This is a genomic window from Paenibacillus sp. FSL L8-0502 (assembly GCF_038593055.1).
GTDB lineage: Bacteria > Bacillota > Bacilli > Paenibacillales > Paenibacillaceae > Paenibacillus > Paenibacillus polymyxa_D.
The window spans coordinates 2,192,053-2,209,171 of the sequence record NZ_CP151958.1; the positions used below are offsets into that span (position 1 = coordinate 2,192,053).

Genomic DNA, 17,119 nt, shown 5'->3' on the forward strand with positions numbered 1-17,119 from the left:
TAGAAGTAGGGCAATACCACTATACTCACTTCATTCTCTTCGCTGACATGGTAACTGTTACGGGACAATGTCCCGAAGGATCTATGTGTCGTTGTGAAGAGGATTGAAGAGGGCTACGAAAAGCTTTTGCGGTCGGAGATGTTTTTGACGCAGAAGCTTTTCATGTTTTCAGAATGGTAGATTTGAAATTGGGGGGAGAGCCATGGGCGGAGCTGAAGAAAAGAGAAAGCGGCTGGAACTGCTAATGAAGCAAGTTGGGATGCCGGCGGGAGTGGTTGAACCTTATTTTTTGGACGGTTGGATTGACCAAGTGGAGATTAGCCGAACCAATAAGGATTGGAACATCACCATTGCCAAGGAGACATTGGTCCCCGCTCAGGTGTATCGTACGTTCTGTATTCAAGTACAGGAAAAAATGAGTCACATCGCAAAAATTACGTTCCGTTTTCAGTACAGTGAGCAGATTCAGCCTGGTGATATCATCAGTGAATACTGGAAACTTTTTCTAGAGTGGGTACATCGTGAGATTCCATCGGTTAACGGTTGGATGAATCGGGCTGTGCATGAGTGGGACGACGGTCTATTATTGCTAACGATGAGCGACGGTATGTCGTTGGAACTGGCGCGTAAAAAGCAGATAGATCAAGCTATCATCAAATTTTACGATAAATATTTCGGGCTTTCTATGCGCATTAAAGTCCAGGTGGGTGAAAGTAACCAGGAGGCGTTACAGCAATTCCAAGAGAAAAAAATGCAGGAAGAACGCGAAGTCATTCAGCAGATGATGGAAAGTATGGAATCCGAAATGCCGCCTTTGGATGAAGAAGAAGGAGACGTACGGCTTCAATTCGGTTATGACATCAAAGAACCGGCTGTTCCGATGCAAGATATTCAGGACGAAGAGAAGAAAGTCACTTTACAAGGAACAATCTTCGGTTTGGATAGTAAAGAATTGCGCAATGGCAGTACGTTGTTTACGTATTATTTGACCGACTTTAGTGATTCCCTGCAAATGAAAATGTTTGCTAAAACTAAAGAAGATCTGAAGATCCTCAGCTTGTTGGCTAACGGGAAATGGGTCAAAGTACGGGGTCGAGTTGAATATGATCGTTTTATGCAAATTCCCGAGCTGGTTATGATTCCCTCTGATCTAGTTGAAGTACAGGCTCCACCCACACGTAAGGATAAAGCAGAGGAAAAACGAGTCGAGTTCCATCTCCATACAAAGATGAGCGCAATGGATGCTGTTGCCTCGATTGATCAATACGTTAAAACAGCCGCCAAATGGGGGCACAAGGCGATTGCAGTCACCGACCATGGCGGAGTGCAGTGCTACCCTGATGCTGCTAAGGCTGCAAAGAAAAACGGCATTAAAATGATCTACGGTGTTGAGGCCAATGTGGTTAATGATGCCGTTGAGGTTGTAATGCAGGCACAGCCATTAAATTTGAAAACAGCGACTTATGTCGTTTTTGATATTGAAACCACCGGTTTATCGGTTACACAGAATAAAATCATTGAGATTGCAGCTGTGAAAATGCATGATGGCAAAGAAATTGATCGTTATGCTACCTTTGTCAATCCGCATGAGCGCATTCCATATAATATACAGCAACTGACCAACATTAACGATGAAATGGTCAAGGACGCGCCGGATGTAGAACCTGTTATGAAGGAGTTTGTAGCTTTTGCTGGCGATGCTGTATTGGTTGCCCATAATGCGCGTTTTGATGTCGGTTTTATCCAGGCCACCCTTCGAAATATGGGTTTGCCTGAAATGACCAATCCGGTACTGGATACGCTCGAACTGGCTCGTTTACTGTTTCCAACAATGAAAAACCATCGTCTGAATACGCTGACGACCAAATATAAAGTGGCGCTCGAAAGCCATCACCGAGCCATTGACGATACAGTCGCACTGACTGAAGTGCTGAATGGCTTGCTGAATGATGCGGAACAAATTAAGGGTTTAAAAATGCTCGATCGTCTGAATGATTATGTGGGTAAGGACTTATCGACCGTTCGTCCATTTCACTGTTGTATTTATGCCCTCAATCCGATTGGTAAAAAAAATCTGTACAAGCTGGTTTCGATGTCTCATACCGAATATTTCAAGCGTGTGCCTTGCATTCCTAAATCAAAATTGTCAGAAATGAGAGACGGACTGCTTATTATTTCTGGCTGCGAAAAAGGAGAGTTCTTCGAGGCTGTGTTGAACAAGTCCGAGGAAGAAGCCGAGGAAATAGCACAGTTTTATGATGTGTTGGAGATTCAACCTTTGACGATGTATATGCATTTAGTAGAAAAACAACTGGTAAGCGGGCCTGATGCTCTGAAAACGGCAATACGCAAAGTATGCGAAATTGGGCGGCGACTTGATAAGCCCGTAATTGCCACAGGCAATGTTCACTATTTGGAAACGCGCGATAAGTTGTACCGTGATATTACGATACATGGCATTACGGGATTTAGTCCGCTAAAAGATATTCGTAAGCCTGATGCGCATTTACGCACCACAGACGAAATGCTGGCAGAATTCGAGTTTTTGGGCGAGGAGAAAGCCTATGAAGTCGTTGTGAAGAATACCAGTGAGTTGGCGGATCGATTTGAGGAGCTGGAGTTGTTCCCTGACAAGCTGTTTACACCTTTGCTGGATGGGGCGGACGAGGAAATCCGTAACACTTGCTATGAGACGGCTAAATCTATCTATGGTGAGGAATTGCCCGAGGTGGTTGTAGCTCGCCTTGAAAAAGAACTGGAGCCGATTATTAAATACGGTTTCTCTGCCAACTATCTTATTTCCGAGCGCTTGGTTAAAAAGTCTAATAAGGATGGATATCTGGTAGGTTCACGGGGGTCTGTTGGATCTTCTGTGGTCGCTACCTTCCTCGGTATTTCCGAGGTTAATCCACTGCCTGCACATTATATTTGCGGTAATCCTGAATGCAGACATAGCGAATGGATTTTGGACGGTAGTGTGCCGAGTGGATTTGATTTGCCGGACAAAAATTGTCCGAATTGCGGCGGCAAACTGAAGGGTGAGGGACAGGATATTCCGTTTGAAACGTTTCTTGGGTTTAAGGGAGATAAAGTTCCCGATATTGACTTGAACTTCTCTGGCGAATATCAGCCTGTCGCACATAACTATACGAAAGTACTGTTTGGTGAGAAAAGTGTATTCCGTGCTGGAACCATCGGTACCGTTGCTGAGAAGACAGCCTTTGGCTTTGCCAAGAAATATGAAGAGGCGCATCATAAAAAATGGCGTGGGGCTGAGCTGAATAGGCTGGCTTCGGGCTGTACAGGGGTCAAACGCAGTACCGGGCAACATCCAGGCGGAATTGTCGTTGTTCCCGATTATATTGAGGTCGAGGATATTACGCCGGTACAGTACCCCGCCGATGATACAAGCTCGGAATGGAAAACAACGCATTTTGATTATCACGCTTTTGATGCGAATTTACTCAAACTCGATATTCTGGGTCATGATGATCCGACCATGATGAGGATGCTTCAGGATTTGACTGGTGTCGATCCTACGACCATTCCAATGAATGATCCTAAGGTGATGAGCATGTTCAACTCCACGGAGGCGCTCGGTGTTACACCCCAGCAAATCCGCACGCCTGTAGCAACCTATGGTGTACCAGAGATGGGGACGAAGTTTGTGCGCCAAATGCTAGTAGAGTCGCAGCCAAGTTCTTTTGCCGATTTACTGCAAATATCCGGACTGTCTCACGGCACGGGCGTATGGCTGGGGAATGCACAGGAACTGATTAAGAATAATACCTGTAACATCAAGACTGTAATTGGTTGCCGTGATGACATCATGCTGTTTTTGATTTACAAGGCAGGCATGGACGCAGGTCTGGCCTTTAAAATTACGGAGAGCGTACGTAAAGGTAAGGGGCTTAGTGCTGAATGGATTGAAGAAATGAAAAAATGCAAGGTGCCACAGTGGTACATTGATTCTTGTCTGAAAATCCAGTACATGTTTCCGAAGGCGCATGCTGCAGCGTATGTTATTTCAGCAGTGCGCACAGCGTACTTTAAGCTGTATCATCCGATTGAATATTATGCGACTTACTTTTCAGTACGTGCAGCCGATTTTGATATTGAGCTGTGTTGTCAGGGATATGATGCAATCGCGCGGAAGATTGTCGAAATCGAGCAACTCGGTTTTCAGGCACCTCCCAAAGAAAAAGGGATGCTTCCGATCCTGGAAATGGCTCTGGAAATGACGGCTCGCGGGTTTAGTTTTAAATCCATTGATTTGTACCGTTCCGAAGCTACACGCTTCAAGGTGGATGGAGATTCACTCATTCCGCCATTCGGAGCTCTTCAGGGAATTGGAGACAACGCGGCACGTAACATCGCAGCCTCCCGTGAACATGGTGAATTTTTGTCTGTCGAGGATTTTCAACAAAAATCGAAGGCTAGTAAAACCATTGTCGAAATGCTGTCCCAGATGGGTTGCTTTCGAGGTCTTCCAGAGAGTAATCAGTTGTCTCTGTTTTAATCCGAACCACAGTAGTCAAGCTCTGGCACTTGTCACATAACTACGGTTATGTTATAATTTTTTTGGTAATCATGGAGATAAAACCGTTGCTAAAAGAGTGGGGAAACCCACTCTTTACTGTTTGATATACAGTTACAACGTGAAAAGGTAGTTTTTGGGCACGAAACCGGTACGCCGGTTTATTTGCAGTGAGCCCGAAATGAACATTACATCAAATGAAAATGAAAATGCCGGTGATGGAGAAGCATTGTCCATGCAATAGGGCATCTTTTTTTCAACACAGGAAAGTTCACTTTTGGAGGTTATAATCTTTGAGCACACCAAAGATCAAATCAGTAGTAGAAGAAATGGCCCAACCTTACCTCGAAGAGCATGGTTTTGAACTGGTCGATGTCGAGTATGTCAAAGAGGGCAGTAATTGGTTTCTTCGCGTTTTTGTAGACAAAGACGGAGGAATTGATCTGGACGACTGCAGTATGATCAGTGAATATTTGGGTCAAAAGTTGGATGAAAATGACCCTGTTTCTACAGCATATTTTCTGGAAGTGTCTTCACCAGGCGCCGAAAGACCGCTAAAAAAAGCGGAGGACGTTACTAAAGCGGTAGGCAAAAACGTATTCGTTACTACATACGAGCCGATCAACGGCCTGAAGGAATTTGAAGGTCGTTTGCTTTCTTTTGAAGATGGGGAACTCACCGTTCAAAGCGGACAAAAGAAGCATGCTATACCTTATGACAAGGTAGCTGGTGCAAGGCTCGCGATCATATTTTAATTCAGATTTGACTGTTGCTGTTTGACATGTACTACATGTTTTTTTGCCTCGTGTGCCGACCAGTACGCAGGTGCATCATTTGAAAGGGGGAGCAGTAATCCATGAGTATGGATTTTATTGAAGCAATGAACGAGTTGGAAAGAGAAAAGGGGATCAGCAAGGATGTGCTGTTTGAGGCCATTGAAGCAGCCTTGATTTCTAGTTACAAACGGAATTTCAACACCGCACAAAACGTGCGTGTTGATATGAACCGCAACTCGGGAGTCATTAAGGTATATGCCCGCAAGCTGATCGTTGAGGAGGTATTGGATCCTCGCACCGAGATTTCGTTGCCTGCGGCTCGTGAGATTAACCCGCATTTTCAGTTGGAAGATATCGCTGAAATTGAAGTTACACCACGTGATTTTGGACGGATTGCTGCACAAACTGCGAAGCAGGTCGTGACCCAGCGTATCCGCGAAGCGGAACGGGGACTGATCTACAACAAGTTTGTGGACAAGGAAGAAGATATTGTAACAGGAACTGTACAGCGCCAAGACCCACGTAACATTTATATTGATCTTGGTAAGGTGGAAGCGGTTCTCCCGTTAGGCGAATTGATGCCTAATGAGAAATTTAGCCATCTGGATCGAATTAAGGCTTATATTACCAAAGTAGAAAACACAACCAAAGGACCGCAAATTATGCTGTCCCGATCACATCCGGGTCTGCTTAAGCGTTTGTTCGAACTCGAAGTGCCTGAAATTTTTGATGGTGTTGTAGAGATTCGTTCCGTAGCGCGTGAAGCAGGCTTCCGTTCTAAAATCGCGGTTCATTCCCGTAACGCCGAGGTGGATCCGGTCGGCTCTTGTGTGGGTCCTAGAGGAACACGTGTACAGACTATTGTGAACGAGCTGCGTGGCGAAAAAATCGACATTGTACGTTATTCCGATAATGTTGATGAATACGTGGCTAATGCGCTGAGTCCATCCAAGGTGCTCGAAGTGCAGGTGTTTGAAGAAGAGAAAATGGCGCGTGTTATTGTGCCTGATTATCAGCTTTCTCTTGCTATTGGTATCAAAGGACAAAATGCTCGTCTTGCTGCTAAGCTTACGGGTTGGAAAATTGATATTAAGAGTGAAACACAGGCGGAGGAAGAACTCGGCAGACCGAGAACATCCACCGATGAAATGCATCAGGATTCCGTTTCTGTAGATTAAGCGGAGTGTAGGGGGGTTAATGCATGAAACAGAGAAAGATACCTTTGCGCAAATGTGTGGCCTGTCATGAAATGATGCCAAAGAAGCAGTTGATCCGTGTCGTCAAAACCCCTGAAGACGAAGTGTTGATTGACTTGACTGGCAAAAAGTCGGGACGCGGCGCTTACTTGTGCGGCAAAGCCGCCTGCTTCAAGCTGGCTCAAAAGAGCAAGGCACTGGATCGAGCATTGAAGCACTCGGTTCATCCTGATATTTATGAGCAGCTAAGTCGTGATTTTGCTGCCGTCGAGGAAGAATTCCTGGCGGCACAAGGCAGCGTGCAGGATGAATAAGGCGCTGTCTGGATTGGGTCTTGCCATGAGAGCTGGCAAGCTGCTAACAGGTGATGAGATCGTTTATAAAGCGATCAGGTCTTCAGAAGCCAAGCTGGTCATTCTTGCGAAAGATGCTTCAATGAATACTCAAAAGAAATTCCGCGACAAATGCGGGACGTACAAAATCCCCTTAATGATAGGATTTGACCGGGAAAGCTTGGGAAGCAGTATCGGCAAGCCTGAACGGGTTGTGCTGGCTGTGACGGATCAAGGATTCGCGAAATTGATCAAGAAACATACGGGGATAATGTCGGAGGTGGAGTATATTGAGTAAACAAGAAAACAAAGACAAAGTGCGGGTATACGAATACGCCAAATCGTTGAACATGAGCAGCAAAGAAATTATCACCATTCTTAAACGGCTGGATATTCCCGTGAACAACCATATGAGCGTCATGGAACATGATGCCGTAGGTAAAGTGGAAAGTTTTTTTAAGAATATTAAATCCAATGCTGCGGCCAAGCAAGGCGAAGCAGGTACGGTGCAAGTAAGCTCGAATCAGGCCGGTTCAAGCCAGAATAGTAATCATTCAACTGAGCAAACCAAAAATCAACAGGAAAAGCAGGTAAGTATGAATAGGACAAACAACAACCAAAACAGTAACCGAAGCAGCGCTCCAAAAGCGCAAAGCAGTCAGCAGGGCGGTCAAAACCGCAGTCAACAAAGTACTAGCAGACCCACTGGTCAGCAAAGTACACAAAACCGCAGTAATGGTCAACAACAGGGAGGACAACAGCGTCCCGGCGGTAACACAGGTTCGCGTCCTCAAGGTAGCCAAAGCACTAACTCACGCCCTCAGGGAAGTAGTCAGGGTGGTACGGCTGTAAGAACATCATCCTCCACAGGTAGCAACAATGCGAACCGTAGTGGTGGCAACCGTACAGGCAGTAACTCCAACAACGGTGGTAACCGTTCCGGTCAAGGACGTTTTGACGATAACCGTCAAGGCGGCGGACGCGGTGGTAACGGTGGTCGTGGAGGCAATAATCGCGGTGGTAGCAATCGTGGCGGGAAATTTAACAATCGTGGTAAAGGTCAACAACAGGAACGTCGCGAGAAAATCGACAACACGCCAAAGAAAATTATTGTTCGTGGTGAGATGACCGTAGGCGAAACTGCCAAGCTTCTTCACAAGGATGCGTCAGAAGTCATCAAAAAGCTGATTATGCTCGGAACGATGGCGACCATTAACCAGGAACTGGATATGGATACTATCCTCTTGCTTGCCGGAGACTTTGGTGTCGAGGTAGAAGTGAAAATTCCGGTCGAAGAAGATCGTTTTGAAACGGTGGAAGAAAATGATGATCCTGCGGATCTGAAAACACGTCCACCCGTTGTAACGATTATGGGTCACGTCGATCATGGTAAAACAACTTTGCTGGATGCCATTCGCTCGACTAATGTAACTGGTGGCGAAGCTGGCGGTATTACACAGCATATTGGTGCATACCAAGTTGAAATTAACAGCAAAAAAATCACTTTCCTGGATACACCGGGTCACGAAGCCTTTACTGCTATGCGTGCACGTGGTGCTCAAGTGACAGATATGACGATTATCGTGGTTGCAGCTGACGACGGTGTTATGCCTCAGACGGTCGAAGCTATTAACCATGCGAAGGCGGCAGGTCTGCCAATTATCGTAGCTGTGAACAAGATCGACAAACCAGATGCCAACCCGGATAAAGTGAAGCAAGAACTCACTGAATATGAATTGGTACCTGAAGAGTGGGGCGGCGATACGATTTTCGTCAACGTTTCCGCGAAACAAAGAATGGGTCTGGAAGACCTGCTCGAAATGATTCTGCTCGTAGCTGAAGTGAATGAGTACAAAGCGAATCCGAACAAACGGGCACGTGGTACCATCATCGAGGCAGAACTGGATAAAGGCCGCGGTTCTGTGGCTCGTATCCTCGTTCAGAATGGTACACTGAAAGTTGGCGATGCTTTCGTAGCGGGTAACTGCTTCGGACGTGTGCGTGCCATGGTCAACGATAAAGGTCGTCGTCTTAAGGAAGCAGGTCCTTCCACTCCAGTTGAAATTACTGGTTTGACAGAAGTTCCACTTGCTGGCGATCCATTCATGGTGTTTGAGGATGAGCGGAAAGCACGCGCTATTGCTGACAGACGTGCGATCACACAACGCCAATCTGATCTGGGCAGTAATACACGCGTAACACTGGATGACCTGTTCCAACACATCAAGGATGGCGAAATGAAGGATCTGAACGTCATTATTAAAGGTGACGTGCAAGGTTCTGTCGAAGCGTTGAAAGGTTCCTTGAATAAGATTGAAGTCGAAGGTGTGCGCGTTAAAATTCTTCACAGTGGTGCAGGAGCAATCACCGAATCCGATATTATTTTGGCCGCAGCTTCCAATGCTATTGTCATTGGTTTTAATGTTCGTCCGGATAACCAGGCGAAATCTACAGCGGAAGCTGAAAAAGTGGACATTCGTCTACACCGTGTCATTTACAATGTCATTGAAGAAATAGAGCAAGCCATGAAGGGCATGCTGGATCCTGAATATAAAGAAAATGTGATTGGGCATGCTGAAGTACGTAACGTGTTCAAAGTTACCAAAGTCGGTACGATCGCTGGTTGTATGGTGACATCCGGTAAAATTACCCGTTCAGCAGAAGCACGCCTGATTCGTGATGGCATCGTCATTTTTGAAGGTAAAATCGACTCACTGAAACGCTTTAAGGACGACGCAAAAGAAGTTGCCCAAGGTTACGAATGCGGTATTACCCTTGATGGCTATAATGATGTTAAGGAACTCGACATTATTGAAGCGTTCGTCATGGAAACAGTGGAGCGCTAACGGCAGAGAGGTGAGCATCCATGGCTAAAATACGTACAGGTCGGGTTGGCGAGCAGATCAAGAAGGAGCTAAGCCAACTCATCCAAACTGAATTAAAAGACCCCCGCATCGGTTTTATCACGGTAACGGGTGTCGATCTTACAAATGATTTGTCCCAAGCGAAAATATACTTGAGCGTGCTCGGGGATGAAGAACAAAAAAATTCTTCCCTGAAAGCATTGGACAAAGCGAACGGTTATCTTCGTTCTGAACTCGGCAAACGGATACGGCTGCGCCATATTCCTGAGTTGATTTTCAAAATTGACGAATCTATTGCTTACGGCAGTCGAATTGAAAAACTGCTGAGTGATATCGACAAGGATGAAAAATAAAACTTTTAGTTTGTCTGAAGGAACCATGAACTGAATGTAAAGGAGAAGGCAATGCATACCTATGAACAGGCGCTTCAACAAGCGAAGGAATTTATTCTGGAGCATGATGATTACCTGATCGTATCGCATGTACAGCCGGACGGAGACGCAGTCAGCTCCACCGTAACGGTGGGCTGGCTTCTCTCATGTCTGGGGAAGAAATTTACCATGCTGAATGAGGGACCTATTCCCAAGCGCATGGATTTTTTATGGCATGCCGATGAGATTATGGATATGAGCCAGCAACCGCCAGAACGGAAATACAATCGGATCATTTGTGTAGATTGTGCGGATTACCGTCGTGTTGGTTTGACAGAGCAGTTTTTTACGGAAGATGCCATTATCCTGAATATTGATCATCATCCAACAAATGATGCTTATGGTACAGTTAATGTGATTAAGTCGGATGCTGCGGCAACAGCGGAAATTCTTTTTGATCTACTGGAAGAGTTTGCAGTAACCTGGGACGTCGAAGTAGCAACGGCTTTATATACAGGGTTGCTAACGGATACAGGAGGTTTCCGTTATTCCAACACTTCACCGAAAGTGATGTCTGCTGTGTCACAGTTACTTGCTTACGGTGTAGATGGTCCCTCTTTATCTGAGAAATTGCTCGAGGAAATGACCTTTCCACAAATGAAGGTGCTGACAAAAGCATTGCAAACGCTCACGATGTCCGAGGATGGAAAAGTCGCTTGGGTCGTTGTATCACCTGACGATATGACAGAATGTGGCGCTGTAAATGAGGACTTGGAAGGCATCGTGAATTACCCAAGAAATATTCGTGGTGTTGAGGTAGGCATTTTCTTTAAGGTTATTAATGATCAAGCGGTCAAGGCCAGCTTGAGATCGGCAGGGAATGTAGATGTAGCCGCGCTGGCTCAATCATTTGGAGGCGGTGGACATGTACGTGCGGCTGGCTGTCGGCTAGAGGGTAAACTGGAAGATATCATTAAGACAGTTGTAGGGCGGGTGAAGTCTGAGCTATGAACCCGATAAAGAAGAAACAAGCAGCTTGGGAAGGCGTCCTACCAGTCTATAAACCTGCTGGATTTACCTCTCATGATGTGGTGGCCAAGGCTCGCCGTTTATTAGGTATGAAGCGAATCGGACACACTGGAACGCTTGATCCGCAAGTAACCGGTGTTTTGCCCTTGTGTCTGGGACGTGCCACCCGCGTGGTGGAATACATGCAAGAGCGGCCCAAGGAATATCTGGCTACACTGCGATTAGGCATTGCCACGGATACCGAGGACCTGACTGGGGAAATTACGGAAGAAAGTGAACGTCCAGTAGAGGTGACGGAAGTGGAAGTCAAAGCGGTTCTGAAGCGTTTTGTTGGTACGATCTCCCAAGTGCCTCCAATGTACTCCGCGCTAAAAGTGGACGGCAAACGCCTATACGAACTGGCTCGAGAAGGCAAAACTGTTGAGCGCCAAAGCCGTGAAGTAAGCATTTATGAGTTGGAGATGACGGGATTCGCGGAGACGGAGGCGTATGTGGATATTTCTTTTCGTGCCTTATGCTCCAAAGGTACTTATATCCGTACACTATGTGTTGATATTGGCCGTGAATTAGGATATCCTTCAACGATGGTCAAGCTGGAGCGAACCATGTCTGCGGGAATTCCTGCGGAACGTTGTCTGACTTTCGAAGAGATAGAGCGTTTCGTAGCGGATGGCAGTCTTGGAGAGCGACTTATTACAACGGATCAGGCGATTGACTATATGCCTGAGCATATAGTGGCTGAAGCCAAGGTAACTGCGGCTCTGCAAGGCCAGCGCCTGTCGCTGAATATGATTTCACCACCTGTGACGGACAACCAGCCTTTCCGTTTGTATAAAGAGGATAAAACGTTTTTAGGCATATTTGGTCGGGATGAATCAGACGCGATTGCTCCCATTAAAGTTTTTTTAAGATTATAGAATTTATAGATTTTCAGGGGAGCTGAACAATTCTATAATTGCAAGAAAAACTTCCGCTAGGCGTGATCTGGCTTCCGTGAATTACGTCGATAGACGTTTTTCTTACCTTGAATTGTGCTATAATTTTGACGAAGTTAGTCAAATGATGTGAAATGCAGGTGAATTAATAATGATTACCGTATCGTTATCTTATCCATTGAGTGATGAGCTTTTGCAGCAATGGGGACGTCCACAGGTCACGGCGATCGGTCAGTTTGATGGTCTTCATCTTGGACACGCAAGCGTGATACGCGAGGCCGTTGCGCTGGCTCGTGAACAGCAAATGCCGGTATCTGTCATGACATTTCACCCTCATCCGAAGGAAGTCATGAAAAAAGGCGATTATGAAGGTTATTTAACACCGCTTGCGGACAAGCAGACTATTCTGGCTGATATGGGTGTGGATGTACTTTATATTTTGAGTTTTAACGAAGAATTTTCCAAGGTCAGCCCTGAGGCGTTTATGAGCGACGTGCTGCTTCCATTGCAAATTCGAACAGCGGTAGTAGGCTTTGATTTTCGGTTTGGCCACCGGGGAGCAGGGCATGAGAATACACTTCGGACGCTGGGAGGAAAGCTGATGTCTGTGCACACCGTACCACCGTTCGAACTGGATGGGGACAAGGTGAGCAGCTCTGGAATTCGCCGTGCTTTAATGACTGGGGATCTAGCGCATGCCTCTCGCTGGTTGGGACGTCCTTATCGTATCCAGGGTACTGTAATGGATGGGGAGAAGCGTGGACGTACGATCGGTTTTCCGACCGCTAATCTCAAACTGAATGATACTTACGTGATTCCGATCAAGGGTGTATACGCTGTACGGGCACTTGTAGGTGATCGTTGGATAAACGGTGTAATGAATGTAGGGGTTAAGCCTACTTTCCATGAAGGTGTGCTGAATCCGTCGTTTGAGGTACATCTATTTGATTTTAATCAGCAAATTTATGGAGAGTCTGTACTTGTGGAGCTTCACCACTACATCCGTCCTGAACGCAAATTCTCTTCGGTGGATGAGCTGATCAACCAAATTGGCAATGACGCACAAACGGCTAAAAAGCTGTTAGGCTAATTTATTTACATAAGACAGGCGCTGTGTTATACTGACTTATGTTGTGTAAACAACGATGAACCTTAGCTTGGTTGTCCGCTTTCACCGGCGGCTACGAGGCTAATGGCGATTATAATGAAGGAGGTGAACAGGATGGCATTGACTCAAGAGCGTAAACAGCAATTGATCGAGGAGTACAAAACTCATGAATCCGATACAGGATCACCAGAGGTACAAATCGCTATCCTTACTGAAAACATCGTCAACTTGCAAAGTCACTTTCGTTCGCACAAGAAAGACCATCACTCCCGCCGCGGGTTGTTGAAAATGGTCGGTCAGCGTCGTAAACTTTTGGCTTACCTGAAGAAGACTGATGTTAAACGTTACAGTGCGTTGATCGAGCGTCTCGGACTGCGTCGTTAATTTTCAGACATGTAATGAGAAAAGAAGCCTGGTTGTTCACCGCTTGTCCCTGCTAAGGCGACGGCGGACAGCAGCCGGGTTCTTTTTTGAAATGAGGAATCTTTTTTTGAATTACATATCCTGATTTGCCTGCGAGCTTCTTATGAATAAGACCTGCGCAGGAAATACTGAATATGTATAGAACTTTTACAATGAAATGAAATGGAGGGATACCATGGAGCAACGCGTAGAAATGCAGCTCGGCGGAAGAAAGCTGGTGCTGGAAACAGGACGTCTTGCGAAACAAGCCAATGCGGCAGTTAAAGTGAGTTACGGAGAAACAGTTGTGCTTTGTACCGTGACCGCTTCCCGTGAGCCGAAAGATTTGGATTTTTTTCCACTGACCGTAAACTATGAGGAAAGATTGTATGCTGTGGGGAAAATTCCTGGCGGATTTATTAAACGTGAAGGACGTCCGAGTCAAAAAGCAATTTTGTCCAGCCGTTTGACAGACCGTCCAATTCGCCCATTGTTCCCGGAAGGTTTCCGGAATGATGTACAGGTGTTGAACCTGGTTATGAGTGTCGATCAGGATTGCGAACCTGAAATTGCAGCAATGATCGGAACCTCGGCAGCACTTAGCATTTCGGATGTACCTTTTAATGGGCCAATCGGTGGAGTCGCTGTAGGACGTGTAGACGGACAATTTGTGATTAACCCGGATATTGCACAGCAGAATGCAAGCGACATGTACCTGGTTGTAGCCGGAACGAAAGATGCCATCATGATGGTAGAAGCCGAAGGCAATGAGATTCCAGAGGAAGTTATGCTGGAAGCCATTATGTTCGGTCATGATGAGATTAAGAACATTGTGGCAGTCATTGAACAATTGGTGCAAGTAGCAGGTAAAGAGAAAATGCAGGTTAAACTGCATGCTGTTGATGAAAAAGTGAACAGTGAAGTACGTGCTTATGCAGCTGAACGTTTAATGGAAGCTGTTAAAATTGCAGAAAAACATGCCCGTCAAGAGGCGATTGATGCAGTCAACGAAGAGACAGTTGCCCATTTTGAAGCACAATACATAGAGACACCAGAGCTTTTGAGCGACGTGAGCGAAGTTCTCTATGATATCGTCAAGGAAGAAGTACGTCGTCTGATCACGCATGATAAAGTGCGTCCTGATGGTCGTAAGCTTGACGAAATTCGTCCGATTGAAAGCGACACTAGCATCTTGCCGCGTACTCATGGTTCGGGCTTATTTACACGCGGTCAAACGCAAGCACTTAGCATTTGTACACTTGGTGCATTGGGTGATGTGCAAATTTTGGACGGTATTGATCTGGAAGAAACAAAACGCTTCATGCATCATTACAATTTCCCGCCATTCAGCGTAGGGGAGGCTCGTCCTTTGCGTGCGCCAGGTCGTCGTGAAATCGGACATGGTGCTCTTGGTGAACGTGCGCTTTCCAAAGTAATTCCTTCCGAAACTGAATTTCCATACACCATCCGTCTGGTTTCCGAGGTACTGGAATCGAATGGTTCGACTTCACAAGCTAGTATTTGTGCAAGTACACTGGCTATGATGGATGCAGGTGTACCAATTAAAGCTCCGGTTGCAGGTGTAGCGATGGGATTGATCAAGGATGGAGATCATGTCTCCGTATTGACTGATATCCAAGGTATGGAAGATCACCTGGGCGATATGGACTTTAAAGTTGCTGGTACTGCGGAAGGCGTAACTGCCATTCAAATGGATATTAAAATTAACGGTATTGACCGCCAGATTTTACAGGATGCACTCAAGCAAGCTAAAGAAGGACGCTTGTTCATTCTTAGCAAAATGATGGAAGCGATCCAGAAGCCACGTGAGCAGTTGTCTCCGTATGCTCCAAAGATTATGACGATGCACATTAACCCGGACAAAATCCGTGATGTTATTGGAGCTGGTGGTAAAATCATCAACAAAATCATCGAAGAAACCGGCGTGAAAATCGATATTGAACAAGATGGTCGTGTGTTCATCGCTTCCACAAATCAAGAGATGAATGAAAAAGCACGTTCCATTATTGAGGGTATCGTAAAGGAAGTCGTGGTCGGTGAGATTTACATCGGTACAGTAAAACGGATTGAGAAATTCGGTGCATTTGTTGAAATTTTACCAGGTAAAGATGGTCTGGTTCATATTTCTCAACTGTCTACTGAGCGTGTAGCCAAAGTTGAAGATGTAATTGCTATTGGGGATACAATTACGGTGAAAGTAACCGAAATTGATCAACAAGGACGTGTCAATCTGTCCCGTAAGGCTGTTCTGACAGCAGAAGCACCTGCAAAATCCTAGGACCTGCATGTTGCAGACTAGAAAGACAGGAGTAGCTTTTCGTATTAACAGTACAAGGGATTTGAATAGCATTGTTTAAGCTTTTGGAAAGAGGCAGAGCTACGTTTCTGGCTCTTTTTTCATACATATGCACAAGCTGCGCCAAAGTGGGCTTCTAGAGGCTACTGCGTCATAGTTCTTTTCCTCTCCGCATACAATGTGGACAAACGGGCGGGAGGCTGAAGGAATCATGAGTAGGACAAAAAGAGCAGTGTGGGTGGTAGCCAGTTTAGCCATCACACTGATAATCGGACAGTTTAGCGGGGTTCGTGACTTCGCTGATCAATTACGCAATGGAGACGTTACAGGAGTTGGGGAGCCTAAAGTTGAAACAACGATGGCGATGGCGGCTTTACCCGATAATGCGCTTATGCAGCGACTAAGAACAGAAGCAGCCCGTCAGCGGCGGGAGCCAGTTGATGCCAAGATCGACAGGGTATGGAAGGCTATTCCAGGCTATAACGGGCTGGAGGTGGATTTGGATGCTACCTATCGCAAAGCGATTGCATCTCCGGATCGACCCATTCAATATGTATACCGGCAATTGGCACCTAAAATACATTTAAATCAGCTCGGTAATGTTCCAATATACAGGGGAAATCCCGAAAAGCCGATGGTCTCCTTCATGATCAATGTAGCATGGGGGAATGAATTTATCCTGCCGATACTGAACACGTTGGATCAGGAAAAAGTTAAGGCTACATTTTTTCTTGATGGAAGTTGGTTGAAAAAAAATCCAGATCTCGCCAAGGAGATTCAAAAAAGAGGGCATGAGCTTTCGAATCATGCTTACTCTCATCCGAATATGAGCCGTCTGAGTCGGGCCAGAGCCACACAAGAAATTGAAAAGACTCAAGTGCTTCTTCAAGAAACTTTGGGTATCAAAAATTACTGGTTTGCCCCTCCTTCGGGTGATTTTAATCAGCAAACGGTGGATATAGCAGCAGAAAGTGGGCTCAAAACAGTGTTGTGGACATTGGACACAGTAGATTGGAAACATCCGTCACCGGAATCGGTGATTAACAAAATCAGTAGTAAGGTAGAATCAGGCTCCCTGATATTAATGCACCCAACAGATTCCTCAGCGGCTGCTCTCAAAGGCATGATCCATGCCATTCGTAGTAAGGGACTTATGCTCGGAACTGTCAGTCAGACGCTTTCCCCTGATCGGCAACTACCTGTTCCGGTTGAGTGAACGTCTTTTTTCTGTTAGGATTGAACATTATGGCTA

General features: G+C 45.8%; 13 protein-coding genes. All 13 read left to right on the forward strand.

Going from position 1 to position 17,119, the window contains the following annotated elements:
• The first annotated feature begins 202 nt into the window (after window positions 1–202).
• The 13 genes from NSQ57_RS09980 to NSQ57_RS10040 all read left to right on the forward strand — a co-directional run bounded on the left by NSQ57_RS09980 (window position 203) and on the right by NSQ57_RS10040 (window position 17,083).
• Entirely contained in the window at window positions 203–4,519 is a 4,317-nt protein-coding gene (locus NSQ57_RS09980) for a PolC-type DNA polymerase III (RefSeq protein ID WP_029517019.1), read from the forward strand.
• 311 nt (window positions 4,520–4,830) lie between these two features.
• Window positions 4,831–5,292: a ribosome maturation factor RimP gene (gene rimP, locus NSQ57_RS09985; RefSeq protein WP_029517020.1), complete on the forward strand. Its 462-nt coding sequence runs from the start codon at window positions 4,831–4,833 to the stop codon at window positions 5,290–5,292.
• A gap of 101 nt (window positions 5,293–5,393) precedes the next feature.
• Window positions 5,394–6,491 carry a transcription termination factor NusA gene (gene nusA / locus NSQ57_RS09990; RefSeq protein ID WP_013309927.1) on the forward strand — a complete coding sequence of 366 codons (1,098 nt, stop codon included), beginning with the start codon at window positions 5,394–5,396 and terminating at the stop codon, window positions 6,489–6,491.
• A 23-nt stretch (window positions 6,492–6,514) separates the two neighbouring features.
• Entirely contained in the window at window positions 6,515–6,823 is a 309-nt protein-coding gene (locus NSQ57_RS09995; RefSeq protein ID WP_007430067.1) for a YlxR family protein, read from the forward strand.
• The gene (locus tag NSQ57_RS10000; RefSeq protein ID WP_029517021.1) at window positions 6,816–7,139 is read left to right on the forward strand and encodes a ribosomal L7Ae/L30e/S12e/Gadd45 family protein; all 324 of its coding nucleotides are present in this window, start codon (window positions 6,816–6,818) and stop codon (window positions 7,137–7,139) included. The genes NSQ57_RS09995 and NSQ57_RS10000 overlap by 8 nt, the downstream gene beginning before the upstream one ends.
• Window positions 7,132–9,687: a translation initiation factor IF-2 gene (infB, locus tag NSQ57_RS10005; protein WP_029517022.1), complete on the forward strand. Its 2,556-nt coding sequence runs from the start codon at window positions 7,132–7,134 to the stop codon at window positions 9,685–9,687. Before NSQ57_RS10000 ends, infB begins: the two co-directional genes overlap by 8 nt.
• A 20-nt stretch (window positions 9,688–9,707) precedes the next feature.
• Entirely contained in the window at window positions 9,708–10,058 is a 351-nt protein-coding gene (rbfA, locus tag NSQ57_RS10010; protein WP_010346342.1) for a 30S ribosome-binding factor RbfA, read from the forward strand.
• A gap of 51 nt (window positions 10,059–10,109) precedes the next feature.
• A complete protein-coding gene (locus NSQ57_RS10015) occupies window positions 10,110–11,087 on the forward strand; it encodes a bifunctional oligoribonuclease/PAP phosphatase NrnA (protein WP_069011407.1) in 978 nt (325 codons plus the stop codon).
• Window positions 11,084–12,022 carry a tRNA pseudouridine(55) synthase TruB gene (gene truB / locus NSQ57_RS10020; protein WP_318626653.1) on the forward strand — a complete coding sequence of 313 codons (939 nt, stop codon included), beginning with the start codon at window positions 11,084–11,086 and terminating at the stop codon, window positions 12,020–12,022. Before NSQ57_RS10015 ends, truB begins: the two co-directional genes overlap by 4 nt.
• 169 nt (window positions 12,023–12,191) lie before the next feature.
• The gene (locus NSQ57_RS10025; RefSeq protein ID WP_342425962.1) at window positions 12,192–13,130 is read left to right on the forward strand and encodes a bifunctional riboflavin kinase/FAD synthetase; all 939 of its coding nucleotides are present in this window, start codon (window positions 12,192–12,194) and stop codon (window positions 13,128–13,130) included.
• Window positions 13,131–13,262: 132 nt separating this feature from the next.
• The gene (gene rpsO, locus NSQ57_RS10030; protein WP_007430074.1) at window positions 13,263–13,532 is read left to right on the forward strand and encodes a 30S ribosomal protein S15; all 270 of its coding nucleotides are present in this window, start codon (window positions 13,263–13,265) and stop codon (window positions 13,530–13,532) included.
• A 214-nt stretch (window positions 13,533–13,746) separates the two neighbouring features.
• Entirely contained in the window at window positions 13,747–15,849 is a 2,103-nt protein-coding gene (pnp, locus tag NSQ57_RS10035; protein WP_039274655.1) for a polyribonucleotide nucleotidyltransferase, read from the forward strand.
• Window positions 15,850–16,078: 229 nt separating this feature from the next.
• Window positions 16,079–17,083, forward strand: coding sequence for a polysaccharide deacetylase family protein (locus NSQ57_RS10040; RefSeq protein ID WP_342425963.1), 1,005 nt, complete (start codon window positions 16,079–16,081; stop codon window positions 17,081–17,083).
• Window positions 17,084–17,119 lie beyond the last annotated feature (36 nt).

Excerpts from the sequence above, each read along its gene's own strand:
- NSQ57_RS10000 (WP_029517021.1), top strand. The coding sequence starts at position 6,816 with ATGAATAAGGCGCTGTCTGGATTGGGTCTTGCCATGAGAGCTGGCAAG.
- NSQ57_RS10040 (WP_342425963.1), top strand. The coding sequence starts at position 16,079 with ATGAGTAGGACAAAAAGAGCAGTGTGGGTGGTAGCCAGTTTAGCCATC.
- NSQ57_RS09995 (WP_007430067.1), top strand. The coding sequence starts at position 6,515 with ATGAAACAGAGAAAGATACCTTTGCGCAAATGTGTGGCCTGTCATGAA.
- rpsO (WP_007430074.1), top strand. The coding sequence starts at position 13,263 with ATGGCATTGACTCAAGAGCGTAAACAGCAATTGATCGAGGAGTACAAA.
- rbfA (WP_010346342.1), top strand. The coding sequence starts at position 9,708 with ATGGCTAAAATACGTACAGGTCGGGTTGGCGAGCAGATCAAGAAGGAG.
- NSQ57_RS10015 (WP_069011407.1), top strand. The coding sequence starts at position 10,110 with ATGCATACCTATGAACAGGCGCTTCAACAAGCGAAGGAATTTATTCTG.
- NSQ57_RS10025 (WP_342425962.1), top strand. The coding sequence starts at position 12,192 with ATGATTACCGTATCGTTATCTTATCCATTGAGTGATGAGCTTTTGCAG.
- pnp (WP_039274655.1), top strand. The coding sequence starts at position 13,747 with ATGGAGCAACGCGTAGAAATGCAGCTCGGCGGAAGAAAGCTGGTGCTG.
- truB (WP_318626653.1), top strand. The coding sequence starts at position 11,084 with ATGAACCCGATAAAGAAGAAACAAGCAGCTTGGGAAGGCGTCCTACCA.
- NSQ57_RS09980 (WP_029517019.1), top strand. The coding sequence starts at position 203 with ATGGGCGGAGCTGAAGAAAAGAGAAAGCGGCTGGAACTGCTAATGAAG.
- nusA (WP_013309927.1), top strand. The coding sequence starts at position 5,394 with ATGAGTATGGATTTTATTGAAGCAATGAACGAGTTGGAAAGAGAAAAG.